At 57.2% G+C, this 12,354-nt stretch carries 11 protein-coding genes and 2 pseudogenes; 7 read left to right on the forward strand and 6 right to left on the reverse strand.

Going from position 1 to position 12,354, the window contains the following annotated elements; translation table 11 throughout:
• A pseudogene (locus M0974_RS11845) lies at positions 1-133 on the forward strand (glutathione S-transferase); the annotation flags it as partial.
• A 144-nt stretch (positions 134-277) separates the two neighbouring features.
• Here M0974_RS11845 and M0974_RS11850 read toward each other — a convergent pair.
• Positions 278-1,363, reverse strand: coding sequence for an MBL fold metallo-hydrolase (locus M0974_RS11850; protein ID WP_297836443.1), 1,086 nt, complete (start codon positions 1,361-1,363; stop codon positions 278-280).
• Between the two features lie 176 nt (positions 1,364-1,539).
• Between M0974_RS11850 and M0974_RS11855 the strand changes: the two genes are divergently transcribed.
• The gene (locus M0974_RS11855; RefSeq protein WP_297836445.1) at positions 1,540-2,151 is read left to right on the forward strand and encodes a TetR/AcrR family transcriptional regulator; all 612 of its coding nucleotides are present in this window, start codon (positions 1,540-1,542) and stop codon (positions 2,149-2,151) included.
• Positions 2,152-2,166: 15 nt separating this feature from the next.
• Here the strand turns inward: M0974_RS11855 and M0974_RS11860 are convergent, their stop codons facing one another.
• Positions 2,167-3,072 carry a LysR family transcriptional regulator gene (locus M0974_RS11860; RefSeq protein ID WP_297836446.1) on the reverse strand — a complete coding sequence of 302 codons (906 nt, stop codon included), beginning with the start codon at positions 3,070-3,072 and terminating at the stop codon, positions 2,167-2,169.
• Between the two features lie 122 nt (positions 3,073-3,194).
• Here M0974_RS11860 and M0974_RS11865 point away from each other — a divergent pair, with 122 nt between their 5' ends.
• The gene (locus M0974_RS11865; RefSeq protein ID WP_297836447.1) at positions 3,195-3,953 is read left to right on the forward strand and encodes an SDR family oxidoreductase; all 759 of its coding nucleotides are present in this window, start codon (positions 3,195-3,197) and stop codon (positions 3,951-3,953) included.
• Between the two features lie 25 nt (positions 3,954-3,978).
• Here M0974_RS11865 and M0974_RS11870 read toward each other — a convergent pair whose 3' ends face one another.
• Positions 3,979-4,665 (reverse strand): DJ-1/PfpI family protein, encoded by a 687-nt coding sequence (locus tag M0974_RS11870; protein WP_297836449.1) that lies wholly within the window; start codon positions 4,663-4,665, stop codon positions 3,979-3,981.
• Positions 4,666-4,838: 173 nt separating this feature from the next.
• Here M0974_RS11870 and M0974_RS11875 point away from each other — a divergent pair, with 173 nt between their 5' ends.
• The 3 genes and pseudogenes from M0974_RS11875 to M0974_RS11885 all read left to right on the forward strand — a co-directional run bounded on the left by M0974_RS11875 (position 4,839) and on the right by M0974_RS11885 (position 7,391).
• Positions 4,839-5,810 (forward strand): GlxA family transcriptional regulator, encoded by a 972-nt coding sequence (locus M0974_RS11875; protein WP_297836450.1) that lies wholly within the window; start codon positions 4,839-4,841, stop codon positions 5,808-5,810.
• A 35-nt stretch (positions 5,811-5,845) separates the two neighbouring features.
• Positions 5,846-5,923 (forward strand): annotated as a pseudogene (locus tag M0974_RS11880) (MurR/RpiR family transcriptional regulator); the annotation flags it as partial.
• 1 nt (position 5,924) lies between these two features.
• Positions 5,925-7,391, forward strand: a complete 1,467-nt coding sequence (locus M0974_RS11885; RefSeq protein WP_297836451.1) for an amidohydrolase family protein — start codon at positions 5,925-5,927, stop codon at positions 7,389-7,391.
• Positions 7,392-7,502: 111 nt separating this feature from the next.
• Here M0974_RS11885 and fahA read toward each other — a convergent pair whose 3' ends face one another.
• Together fahA and hmgA are read right to left on the reverse strand one after the other, a co-directional pair.
• Complete coding sequence (gene fahA, locus M0974_RS11890) at positions 7,503-8,798, reverse strand: fumarylacetoacetase (protein ID WP_297836453.1); 1,296 nt, start codon at positions 8,796-8,798, stop codon at positions 7,503-7,505.
• Positions 8,795-10,102 (reverse strand): homogentisate 1,2-dioxygenase, encoded by a 1,308-nt coding sequence (hmgA, locus tag M0974_RS11895; protein ID WP_297836455.1) that lies wholly within the window; start codon positions 10,100-10,102, stop codon positions 8,795-8,797. The genes fahA and hmgA overlap by 4 nt, the downstream gene beginning before the upstream one ends.
• 162 nt (positions 10,103-10,264) lie before the next feature.
• On the opposite strand from hmgA, the gene M0974_RS11900 reads away from it, so the two are divergent.
• On the forward strand, positions 10,265-11,062 hold the full coding sequence (locus tag M0974_RS11900) for an IclR family transcriptional regulator (RefSeq protein WP_297836456.1): 798 nt from the start codon (positions 10,265-10,267) through the stop codon (positions 11,060-11,062).
• 89 nt (positions 11,063-11,151) lie between these two features.
• On the opposite strand, the gene hppD is transcribed toward M0974_RS11900, so the two are convergent.
• Complete coding sequence (gene hppD, locus M0974_RS11905; RefSeq protein WP_297836458.1) at positions 11,152-12,240, reverse strand: 4-hydroxyphenylpyruvate dioxygenase; 1,089 nt, start codon at positions 12,238-12,240, stop codon at positions 11,152-11,154.
• Positions 12,241-12,354 lie beyond the last annotated feature (114 nt).

Consider the following 12,354-nt stretch of genomic DNA (forward strand, 5'->3'; position numbering starts at 1 on the left):
CATGGGACTGTCGGTGAACCGCTGGTACGAAACACCGTTGCAGCACGCCGAATTCCCTGCAGTTAGAGCGTATTACGAACGCTTGAGTGAGCGACCGGCATTTTTGACCTATGGCAGGAACGGCATGGCTTGAGGGTATCTCAGCTTACTGTGTCTAGTTGTACTGGCTGACCACTCAATATCTTGCTGGGAGCTGGCGAAGGCTGCGATTCTGCTGGCCCTATCGCCGCCTTCGACAGCGCCTACAAGAGGTCTATGCATCCTATAAATGGCGGCACTACGCTTGATGGCGGCTGCCTTGAGGCTGTTCAGCATCATCGATATAGCTTTCAACCACCCCTTCCACCCCCAACCACCAGGCATGCCCGCGTGTGGGGTAATCCAGGTAAAACGGCTGACCCATTTGCGGCGTGCTGATAGCGATGTTCTTTTCCCACGCCAGCGCGAGGATGCGGTCGAAGGGTTCGTGCCAGGCATGCATCGCCAAGTCGAAGGTGCCGTTGTGGATCGGCAATAACCACCGACCGCGCAGGTCGATGTGAGCTTGCAACGTCTCCTCGGGCTGCATGTGCACGTCCGGCCAATCAACGTTGTAGGCGCCCGTTTCCATCAGCGTGAGATCGAACGGACCATAGCGGTCACCTATCTGTTTAAAGCCGTTAAAGTAGCCGCTGTCGCCACTGAAAAAGATCTTCTGGTCGTTATCTATCATCACCCAGGACGCCCACAGCGTCTGGTTACCATCGCGCAACGAGCGCCCGGAAAAATGCTGGGACGGTGTGGCAACAAAGCGCATGCCGTCTATTTCAGTCGATTGCCACCAGTCTAACTGCCGCACTTTAGCCGCCGGCACGCCCCACTCAATCAAGGTATCACCGACGCCGATGGGAGCCAGGAAGTGTTCGGTCTTGCCAATCAACGCCTTGATCGCCATATGGTCGAGGTGGTCGTAGTGATTGTGCGAGAGGATCACGGCCTTGATCGATGGCAGGTCTTCGAGGCTAATGGGTGGCTGGTGGAAACGCTGCGGCCCGGCCCATTGCACGGGAGATGCACGCTTGGCAAATACCGGGTCCGTCAGGAAAAATTGATTGCGCAACTTGAGCAATACCGTCGAGTGCCCCAAGCGGAATACGCTGTTATTGGGTGCAGCAAGCAATTGCTGGCGCGACAACGCAAGTACCGGAATCTCGCCTGCAGGGCGCGTGTTCGTTGGTTTGCCGAAGAGCGATACCCATATCAGCCGCAAGGTTTTCAGAAAACCCAAGCGGTGCATGGGAACATGGTTACGGTAGCGTCCATCTCGGTGCAATGGAGCCATCACAGGGGCTGCGGCGTTTGCGATATGTGTTGTTTTGCTCATGAGAAGCTGACTCCAAGGAGCAGGAGGGGTTCCTGGATCTTGACGAAGGGATGACATGTAGAACATATAGCGAGTAGAACTACACTACACAGTGTAGTTTTAAGCTTGCAACAACTCTGATGACAAGTAAACTGCCGAGTGTAATTTTTTTAATCCGCCTGTCTGAAGCGAACCTTATGAAAGCTCCTCTACGCCTGACTGATCGTAAACGCGAAGCCATTGTCCAGGCGGCCATTGCCGAGTTTCGCGACAATGGGTTCGAGGTCACCAGCATGGACAAAATCGCCGCCTTGGCCCAAGTGTCCAAACGCACGGTGTACAACCACTTTCCGAGCAAAGAAGAGCTGTTCGCCGAGATCCTGCAACGGCTGTGGGCCAGCAGTACAGAATTACAGGACATGACTTATCACCATGAACGTCCTTTGCGGGCTCAGCTAAAGGAACTGCTCGAATCGAAGATGAAGATGCTGGCTGACAGCAATTTCATCGACCTGGCACGCGTGGCAATCGCGGCCACCATTCATTCCCCCGAACGCGCACAGAACATAGTCTCGCGCCTTAATGAGCGCGAAGAAAGCTTCACCGCCTGGATCCGCGCTGCGCAGCTCGATGGCCGCTTAAAAGCCGTCGACCCGAGCTTCGCCGCAACCCAGGTCCATGCCCTGCTGAAGGCCTTCGCGTTCTGGCCACAAATCACCCTAAGTACTGAAGTGTTGGGCACAAGTGATCAACGTGCCGTGGTTGAGTCGGCGCTGGATCTGTTTTTAGGCTGGTATGAGGTCCGGTGAACCTGGGGGATAAAATCATTCCTCCCGCGTATGCTCGCGAAACAACACCTCCAGCCATTGCATAAAAATCCTTAACCGCTCCGGTACGTGCTGTTGTTGCGCATACAGCAATGACACCTCCATCGGCGCGGGTACAAAATCGGCCAATACGGACACCAGTACGCCAGTCGCCAATGCGTCTCGCACCCCCATTTTTGGCACCTGTACCAGACCCAGGCCGGCGCGGCAGGCGGACTCGTAGGTGTCGGTGTTGTTGACCGTTATACCCCCGGCCATTGGCAACCGCCGGAGCTTGCCGTTTTGCACGTATTCAAACCCATCAGAGCGCCCGCCCAAGACCCCGACGTAATGAATCAACCGATGCCCGGCCAAGTCTTCGAGGGTGTTGGGTACTCCATAGGTCCGTAAATAGCTTGGGCTTGCGCAGTTGATCATTGTCACCCGACCGATTGACCGAGCAATAATCGATTGGTCAGGCTGAGCGCCAACCCGTAGTACACAGTCAAAGCCTTCGCGCACCAGGTCGACCCGCCGATCGGTGCTGCTGATTTCCAGCTCGATCTGCGGGTGACGCGCTACAAACTCGGGCAGGTGTGGTATGAACAACGTGCGCGCCAGTTTGTTGGGCATATCTACCCGTAAGCGCCCGGCCAAAACCGCGCCATCCTGTCGAAACAGACCTTCCAGCTCGTCCATGTTCGACAGCAAACTTTTGCTGCGGTCGTACAACACCAAACCGTCTTGGGTGACCTGCACCTTGCGCGTGGTGCGGTGCAGCAGCTGCGTGCCCATCAACGCTTCCAGCGCTTGAACATGCTCGGAAACCGTCGAGCGAGGCAGCCCCAAACTTTCCCCCGCTTGGGTAAAGCTCGACAGCTCGGTGACCCTGACAAACGTTTTCAGCAGCTCAAGCTTATTCATTGCCAGCCTTTAAGATTGTCCGGATATATCGACCAGTGATTCCGATTTCTTACTATTTATCATGCAAAGGCGGACAAATACACTGACTCCACTGCAGCTTACTTCCATAAAGGAATTACCCAATGACCCGTAAAATCGCACTTATCACCGGCGCCAGCCGTGGCTTGGGCAAAAACACCGCGCTGCACCTTGCCGCCCAAGGCATCGACATCATCGGCACCTACCACAGCAACACCGCTGAATCTCAAGCCGTTGCCAGCGAAGTCGAACGCCTCGGTGGCCGTGCGGTCATGTTGCAATTGGATGTCAGCGACAGCAGCACATTTGCCGCATTCGGTACACAAGTCACCAATGCACTGAAAAGCACCTTCAACCGTGACTCGTTCGACTTCCTGGTCAACAACGCCGGTAGCGGCATAAACGTCAGTTTTGCCGAAACCAGTGAAGAGCAGTTTGACCAGATGATGAAAATTCACCTCAAGGGGCCGTTCTTTTTGACTCAACGTTTGCTGCCGCTGGTTGCCGATCAGGGCCGAATCATCAATATTTCCAGCGGTCTGACCCGATTTTCCATGGCTGGCATGGCCGCCTACGCCGTCATGAAAGGCGGCATCGAAGTCCTGACCCGTTACCAGGCACAGGAGCTTGGGGCGCGGGGTATTCGGGTCAATACCTTGGCACCCGGCGCAATCGAAACCGACTTCGGCGGCGGCCAGGTGCGTGACAACTCACAGATCAACCAGTACATCGCTTCGGGCACGGCCTTGGGCCGGGTCGGTTTGCCGGACGACATCGGCGGTGCGATTTTGATGCTGTTGACCGACGGCAGCGGCTGGATCAATGGTCAGCGTATCGAAGCATCTGGTGGCATTCACCTCTGATCGATCAACACGGCGCCTGATTGATTCAGGCGCTTTTCATTGCAGCCGCAACCCGCGCCACCAATTGCTGGCGCTTGGCCAACAATGCCGCTCCCCGCTTAAGGGCCAGTGCCACTACTTCGACGGGAGCCGTTTCAGGGTGACCCGAATTGAAGGGCGGCGCTGGCGCGTATTCCAGCTGCAATTGCGTAGCCTGCGCCTCCAACTCGCCCAACAGTTCACCCGCCAAGGTCAACGCGAAATCAATTCCCGCAGTAATTCCTCCTCCGGTCATCAGGTTACCGTCGCGCACGACTCGCGCCTGCACCGGGATCGCGCCCAACGCTTCTAACAAACCGTGTGATGCCCAATGTGTGGTAGCCCGTCGCCCGCGCAATAAACCCGCCGCACCTAACACCAATGCACCGGTGCACACCGACGTGACGAACCGCGCGTTTTGAGCCTGACGCCGGATGAATGCCAGTGTTTCTGAGTCTTCCATCAGTTCATCGACACCTTTCCCACCTGGAATACAAATCACATCCAAAGCCGGACAACCCTGGAAATCAGTGTCGGGAGTCAGGGTCAATCCAGTGCTGGAGCGCACCGGATCAAGGGTCTTCCAGATCAGGTGAACGGTCACGTCCGGCAGCGAAGCGAATACTTCGTAAGGCCCGGTCATATCCAATTGTTGAACGTTGGGGAATAGCAGCAAGCCGATATGTAGCGTCATAGACGTATTCCTTTTGTATGCGGGTAGACGAAGCCACTGTAGTCCGCTAGCCTCTGGCAGATACGCCAGATAACCCACGTTTTCCGCCAGATGCCAGATCTACAAGACTGATCACCGCCTGCCTGTAGCTTGTAGCTTGCCGCTGACATCTGGTCTCTACACCGAGTTTCCTTATGCCCACCCCCCTCAGAACCGTGTACCTGCTGGCCTTTCCAGACGTGCAATTGCTGGACATCTCCGGGCCGCTGCAAGTATTTGCCACCGCCAATGATTTGATGCGCAAGCAAGGGCACCCTTTGTCTTACATGCTCAAGGTAGTGGCTGCTGAACCGGACGCAGTGGTTTCTTCTGCGGGTTTGGGGTTGCTGACCTCGCCGTTGCCACGTTTCGATGAACCCTGCGACACGCTGATCATCGCGGGCGGGCGCGGCGTGGACGCAGCGTCTGAAAAACTGGAGTTGGTTCGCTGGGTTTGCGCCCAAGCGGCTATGGCTCGACGCCTGGCTTCAGTCTGCAGCGGTGCTTTTTTGTTGGCGGCCGGTGGGTTGCTTGACGGGCGGCGCGTCGTCACGCATTGGAGTCGCTGCGAGGAATTGGCCTTTCGCTATCCAACACTGCAGGTCGAGCCTGATCCGATTTTCATCAACGAGGGCGCAGTCTGGACCTCGGCAGGTGTGACGGCGGGGATCGATTTGGCCTTAGCGCTGGTCGAAGAAGATCTAGGCCATGAAGTGGCGCTGGCTGTCGCTCGGCACTTGGTGGTGTTTCTCAAACGCCCCGGCGGCCAGTCGCAGTTCAGCGTGACCTTGGCCCTGCAGAAAAACGCCGGGCGCTTCGCAGAACTGCACGCGTGGATCGCCGAAAACCTCAGCGGCGATTTATCGGTCGCCATTCTTGCTGAGCGGGTCGGCATGAGTGAGCGCAGTTTCGTCCGTCATTACCGCGCTGAAACCGGAAGCACCCCGGCCCGGGCCATCGAGCAATTACGCGTGGAGGCTGCGCGGCGATTGTTGGGTGATACTGGGCTGCCGATCAAACGCGTTGCCAGCCGTTGTGGGTTTGGCACCGAAGAGACCTTGCGCCGCAGTTTCCTGCGGGCCGTTGCGGTGACGCCCCAAGCGTATCGGGAGCGGTTTGCGGAGTGATGCATCAATCTGCTGTAGGAACGAAGGGCGCCATTCAAGAACGACTGCGTCGGATCAAATTGGCCCTCGACGATTATCGCGGCGGTGACCACTGCCTGCCGCTGGGAGACTGACATGCGCTACGACCTGTTGATTCGCAACGCCCTGATCATCGACGGCAGTAATAGCCCTGCTTACGCCGCCGACGTGGCCATTCACGAAGGCCGCATCCTGCGGATCGGCGACCTCAACGGCGTGTCTGCCAATGAAGAAATTGATGCCAAAGGCCGAGTGTTGGCGCCGGGTTTTATCGACGTTCACACCCACGACGACACTGTGGTAATTCGCAAACCCGAAATGCTGCCGAAAATCAGCCAGGGCGTAACCACCGTGATTGTCGGCAACTGCGGCATCAGCGCTTCACCGGTGAGCTTGCACGCCGAGCCACCCGACCCGATGAACCTGCTGGGTGACGCAGCGGCCTTCGTCTACCCACGCTTCAGCGATTACCGTGAGGCGGTGGACGCGGCGCACCCAGCCGTCAACGTCGCCGCGCTGATCGGGCATACCGCCTTGCGCAGCAACCACCTGGATGACCTGTACCGAACGGCAAAATCAGCGGAAATCGCCGCCATGCGCACCCAGTTGCGCGACAGCCTTGAGGCCGGTGCGTTAGGCCTTTCCACGGGTCTGGCTTATGCATCGGCGTTTTCCGCAGACACCGACGAAGTGCTGCAACTGGCCGAGGAACTGACCGCATTTGGCGCGGTGTACACCACGCATTTACGCAGTGAGTTCGAGCCGGTATTGGAGGCTATGGACGAAGCATTTCTCATCGGGCGTCACGCCAAGGCGCCGGTGGTGATCTCCCACCTGAAATGCGCTGGTGCCGGCAATTGGGGCCGCAGCCCTCAGTTGCTCGCCGCGCTGGAGAACGCCGCGCAGAGTCATCCCGTGGGCTGCGATTGTTACCCTTATGCCGCCAGTTCCTCGACCCTTGACCTCAAGCAAGTCACCGACGCCTTTCGGATTACTATTACGTGGTCGACGCCACACCCGGATCAAGGCGGACGTGATTTGATCGACATCGCCGCCGAGTGGGGGCTGTCGTTACTCGATGCGGCGCGTAACCTACAACCGGCGGGCGCGGTGTATTACGGCATGGACGAAAGCGATGTGCAGCGAATTCTCGCGCACCCGTTATCGATGATTGGTTCGGACGGACTACCAGAAGACCCTTTCCCGCACCCGCGCTTGTGGGGCGCGTTTCCCAGGGTATTGGGGCATTTCAGCCGCGACCTGGGTTTGTTTCCCCTGCACACCGCCGTGCACAAAATGACCGGGCTCTCTGCGGCGCGGTTCGGCCTGCTTGAACGCGGGGAAATTCGTGAGGGTTATTGGGCAGATCTGGTGCTGTTTGACCCGGCGCTGATCCGCGATGTTGCCGATTTTAACAACCCGCAACGCGCCGCTGAAGGCATTGAGGGTGTGTGGGTCAATGGTCATTTGAGCTATGCCAACGGACAGAGTCAGGGCACGCGGCAAGGGCGCTTTTTACCGCGCAGTGGGTCGTTGAGTGCGGGGTTTGATCGGGAGTTTTGAGCGCCTCAATCCTCATAATGTGGGAAACACCCCAATTCCTGCGCTGGACCAAGAACCCTGTGGGAATGCCCCAATTACCGCGCAGTACAAAGAACCCTGTGGGACCAGGCCCTACAGCACGACCCCACGGCATTCGCCGAAGCCAATCGAGGCGTAACCTTCACGACGGCAGCGCGCGCGGAAGATCACTTCGTCGCCGGTCTCCAAAAAGCGTCGGGATTCACCGCTGGCCAGTGTCAGCGCGGTTTTTCCGCCTTCGCTGATTTCCAGCAAGCTGCCAAACTGCCCCGCCTGCGGCCCTGATAGTGTTCCGGTGCCAAACAAATCACCCGGCTGCAGTTTGCAGCCGTTGACGCTGTGGTGAGAAACCATCTGCGCAACGGTCCAGTACATGTTCTGCGTGTTGCTCAGGGCCAGACGCTGAGGTGCCATGCCTTGCTCTTTCATCTGCTCGGTGATTAGCAACACTTCCAGTTCGATATCCAACGCACCACCCTGCTGGTCTGCGGCATCCAACAGGTACGGCAAGGGCTGCGGATCGCCCTCAGGACGCGCAGGTTGTGCGGTGCGAAACGGTTCCAGCGCTTCGGCCGTTACTACCCAGGCAGAAATACTGGTGGCAAAACTCTTCGACAGAAATGGCCCCAGCGGCTGGTATTCCCACGCTTGTAAATCTCGCGCCGACCAGTCGTTGAGCAAGCAAAAACCGGCGATATGCTCAGCGGCGTCAACAATCGAAATGGCCTCGCCCATGGTATTGCCAGGGCCGATCCACACGCCCATTTCCAATTCGTAATCCAGACGTTTGCTCGGCCCGAACTCAGGAACCACAGCACCTGGCGCAAGGGTCTGACCATTCGGACGCTTAACCGGGGTGTCGGAGATGCAGATGGTCGAGGCGCGACCGTGATAGCCGATGGGCACGTATTTGTAGTTGGGCAGCAGTGGATTGTCCGGGCGAAACAGTTTGCCGACGTTCATCGCATGATGGATGCCGACGTAAAAGTCGGTGTAATCGCCAATGCGTGCCGGTACATGCATCTGACACTCGGCCATCGGGTGCAACAGGGTTTCAGCCAGCGGCTGTAAGCGCGACAGCTGGGGGCTCGAACGGTCCAGCAGGTGCAACAGTTCGCTGCGTAATGCGCGCCGGGCGGGGGCACCCAAGGCGAAAAAGTCATTGAGTTGATCGCGGCTGGCGGCTTCGGCGGCATCACGGGCGGCACCGTTGAAAAAGCCAGCATCCAGTGCCGCACGCAGGTCGAAAATCATCTCGCCGATGGCCACGCCACCGCGTTTGCTCAGCCCGTCGCAGCTGAAGACACCCAGCGGCAAATTGTGCAGCGGGAAATCGCTGTGACCGTTGGCGGACGTTACCCAACTAAGGGCGTTAGATGGAGTAGTCATGCTTGGGTTCCAGGATCAAAAGTGGTGGCCATGCCTGACCAACAGGCATCGTAATCAGTTTGCAGTTGCCGGCACTCCAAGGCGTAGCGGCTTGGCCGCAGCACGTTGCCGGTCTCGAACATGAAGGCCATGGTGTGGTCGATTTTGTGCGGTTTTAGCTCAGCAGCCATGGCCTTTTCTGCCGTGGCATTGTCCGGCCCGTGGGCGCTCATGCAGTTGTGCAGCGACACACCACCGGGTGCAAAACCATCGGCCTTGGCGTCGTAAGCGCCGTCGATCAAGCCCATGAATTCGTTCATCAGGTTGCGATGAAACCACGGTGGACGAAAAGTGTTTTCGGCCACCATCCAGCGCGGCGGGAAGATGACGAAGTCGACATTGGCCTGGCCATGTACTGTGCCGGGAGAGGTCAGCACGGTAAAAATAGACGGGTCAGGATGGTCAAAACTCACCGATCCCAAGGTGTTGAAACGGCGCAGATCGTATTTGTAGGGCACGTTATTACCGTGCCAGGCGACCACGTCGAAGGGTGAATGATCAAGCGCAGTGGCCCAGAGTTCACCGAGGAATTTCTGCACCAATTGCACCGGTTCATTGCGGTTTTCGAAGTGCGCGACAGGCGTCAGAAAATCCCGTGGATTGGCCAGGCCATTGCTGCCGATGGGTCCCAAATCCGGTAGGCGCAAAGCGCAGCCATGATTTTCACACACGTAACCTCGGGCGCTGGCGTCTAACAATTGAACGCTGAATTTCAGCCCGCGAGGTAACACGGCAATTTCTTGTGGCTCGATCTGCAGCACACCCAGTTCAGTGATGATCTGCAAGCGGCCCGTCTGGGGCACGATCAGCCATTCACCGTCAGCATTGAAAAATGCACGATCCATAGAGGTGTTCGCGCAGTAGACGTAAGCCCTAACGCCTTCAGCTTGATCCGCAGCGGCCGTGCTGGCCAAACAAATCAAGCCGTCGAGAAAGTCTGTGGGTTCGGTCGGCAGATCGAACGCGTCCCAACGCAGACGGTTCGGGGTGATCGGTCCAGTCTCTTGGCCGATGATCTGTCGCACAAGCTTTTCAAACCGGGGGTGCGCCGCTGAAGGTTTGATGCGGTACAACCAAGTTCGACGTGCTTCAGCGCGAGGTACGGTGAACGCCGTGCCGGAAAACTGCTCGGTGTACAGGCCGTGTGTATGCTTCTGCGGGGAGTTCTGCCCAAGCGGCAACGTACCCGGCACGGCTTCGCTGCTGAACTCGTTACCGAAGCCGCTCAGGTACACCAGGGATTCAGGAGAGTGGGCTGTGAACATCTCGACCTCTTATTGGGTTTTGGTTGATGGAAACTACGCATAACGGTAGGAGCAGCCGGGGCTCGGCATAATATTTCGTAATTCAATTACGCATAACGTAATTTGAGTTTGTAGCTAGGTCAAGCTATAAAGCAGCCTTCCCAGACCGGCGCGCCCTTCTTCATGACAGCGGAAATCGAAAACCCAGCAGGCGCACGCCAGCAAAAGGTCCAAGCGGCCGAAGTCGGTGTTGGCATCCTTAAAGCACTGGCCGAACTGGCGCCGGCCACCTCATTGTCGAAACTGGCGGAACACGTGGGCATGCCCGCGAGCAAGGTCCATCGCTACCTGCAAGCCCTGGTGGCCAGTGGGTTCGCCGAACAAAATGTCGTCACTAATCACTATGGCCTCGGTCGTGAGGCCTTGCTGGTGGGATTGGCTGCACTCGGACAACTGGACGTATTGAAAACTGCCGCGCCTCACCTGTCCGCGTTGCGCGATGATCTCAACGAAACGTGCTTTCTTGCTGTATGGGGCAATAAAGGACCCACCGTGGTCTACGTCGAGCAATCCATCGGCGCGGTGACCTTAGTGACGCAGATCGGTTCGGTGTTGCCGTTGCTCAGCTCCTCCACCGGGCTGGTATTCAACAGTTTCCTGGGCAGCAATGAAACGGCAGCGCTGGCCAGGCTTGAGTCAGCGCAATTGAGCGCGCGGCAATTGAAAGACGTTGAGAAGCACCTCAAGGAAATCCGCAGCACCGGCGTGCATCAGATTCATGGGTTGTTGATGGCCGGCGTAAATGCCGTGTCGTCGCCGGTGTTTGCCATGGGCAACAGGCTGGCGGGCGTGGTGACGGTGGTGGGATCGGCGTCAATGTTTACTGGAGCGGCACAGGATCAGGCCGCAATGAAACTGCTGAAAACTGCCCAAGATATAAGCTTGAGAATGGGCGGCAGTTTTCAGCTTTCTGGTGTTTGAAAAATCTTCGCGAAGGAATTCGCTCCCACAGAGGAGATCCCTGTGGGACCGAATTCATTCGGGAAGGCCGTGACGCAGGTTGGTTGACGTTAATCAGCCGTCAACACTCCACGCCTTACCTGATCGCGCTCAATCGATTCGAACAGCGCCTTGAAGTTGCCTTCGCCGAATCCATCATCGCCTTTGCGCTGAATGAACTCGAAGAACACCGGCCCCATCAGGGTTTCCGAGAATATCTGCAACAGCAAGCGCCGCTCGCCACCGTCGGATGATCCGTCGAGCAAAATTCCCCGGGCCTGCAATTGGTCCTGTGGCTCGCCGTGATTAGGTAAACGCCCTTCCAGCATCTCGTAATAGGTTTCAGGCGGCGCGGTCATGAAGCGCATGCCGATGGCTTTCAATGCGTCCCAGGTCTTGATCAAATCGTCGGTGAAAAACGCAACGTGCTGGATCCCTTCGCCATTGAACTTCATCAAGAACTCTTCGATCTGGCCTGCGCCTTTCGACGATTCTTCGTTCAACGGAATACGGATCATGCCGTCCGGCGCGGTCATCGCTTTGGAAGTCAGGCCGGTGTATTCGCCCTTGATGTCGAAATAGCGAATCTCGCGAAAATTGAACAGCTTCTCGTAAAAATTCGCCCAGTACGCCATGCGACCGCGATAGACGTTGTGGGTCAGGTGGTCGATGAACTTCAGCCCCGCGCCTTCCGGATGACGCTCTACGCCTTCGATGAAGTTGAAATCGATGTCATAAATCGATGTGCCTTCACCAAAACGGTCAATCAAGTACAACGGCGCACCGCCAATGCCCTTGATTGCAGGCAGCCTCAATTCCATTGGACCGGTGGCAATTTCCACCGGTTGCGCACCCAGTTCCAGCGCGCGGTTATGGGCCTTTTGCGCATCTTTGACCCGGAACGCCATGCCACACACCGACGGCCCATGCTCCGCCGCAAAATACGAGGCGACGCTGTGCGGTTCGTTGTTGAGGATGAGGTTGATCTCGCCCTGACGGTACAGCGACACGTTTTTGGAGCGGTGATTAGCCACCTTGGTGAAACCCATGATCTGGAACACGGGTTCAAGGACGTTAGGGATTGGCGAGGCGAATTCGATGAATTCAAAGCCCATTAAGCCCATAGGATTTTCGTAAACATCAGCGTTGAGATCAGCCATGACATGGCTCCTTGCAATAGAGAGTGGAAAGACCGAAACGGCACCGCTCTCTACAAAGGTGGCGCGCAGGGAATGCCCCGCACGCTGCGGGCAAGGAAGTCGCCAAAAATAAGC

The sequence above is a fragment of the Pseudomonas sp. genome (assembly GCF_026224925.1).
Lineage (GTDB): Bacteria > Pseudomonadota > Gammaproteobacteria > Pseudomonadales > Pseudomonadaceae > Aquipseudomonas.